The organism is Ferviditalea candida (assembly GCF_035282765.1).
Lineage (GTDB): Bacteria > Bacillota > Bacilli > Paenibacillales > KCTC-25726 > Ferviditalea > Ferviditalea candida.
In genome coordinates this window covers 1-652 of the sequence record NZ_JAYJLD010000113.1, presented here as the reverse complement: position 1 = coordinate 652, position 652 = coordinate 1, and the positions used below count along the sequence as shown (strand labels likewise).

Here is a 652-nt window from a genome sequence, read left to right as displayed (position 1 = left end):
CTCTGAATGCTAGCTTTCACTCGCATCCCTGCGCTCTCTGTTTTCACGTAGATGTTACAGTCGTCCGCGTAGCGACAAAAGCGCAACCCCGTTTCTCCAATTCCTTATCCAGGTCATCCAGCAGGATGTTCCCAAGCAGCAGGCTTAGGGGGCCGCCTTGCTGCGCGCCTTCTTCCGTCGTTATTACGACTCCACCCAGCATCACGCCGGATTTCAAGTAGTGCCGGATGAGTTTCAAGACGCGCTTGTCCTTGACATTCCGCGCCACCCGACTCATTAGGATGTCATGGTTGATGCGGTCGAAATATTGGGCAAGGTCGATGTCGACGACGAAGCGGTAGCCTTCTTGAATGTACCGTTGTGCTTGTCTGACGGCATCGTGCCCTCGCTTTCCCGGGCGGAATCCAAAGCTGTTTGGTGAGAATTCAGGGTCGAAGACAAGTGTGAGGACTTGGAGGATGGCCTGCTGAATCATGGGGTCCATCACAGTGGGGATCCCTAGTAAACGTACGCCACCTCCATCGGGTTTCAGGATTCGACCCTGCGGACCGGTGCCGGAATATAGCTCCCCGCCAACAATTGTCGGCGAATCGTTGTCCAATGCTGCATGAACATATTCCCGGAGGTGTTCGGTTGAAACCCCGTCGATGCC

1 pseudogene is annotated in these 652 nt (G+C 54.9%); it reads right to left on the bottom strand.

The features are described 5' to 3' along the window. A pseudogene (locus VF724_RS21305) lies at positions 1-652 on the bottom strand (reverse transcriptase domain-containing protein); the annotation flags it as partial.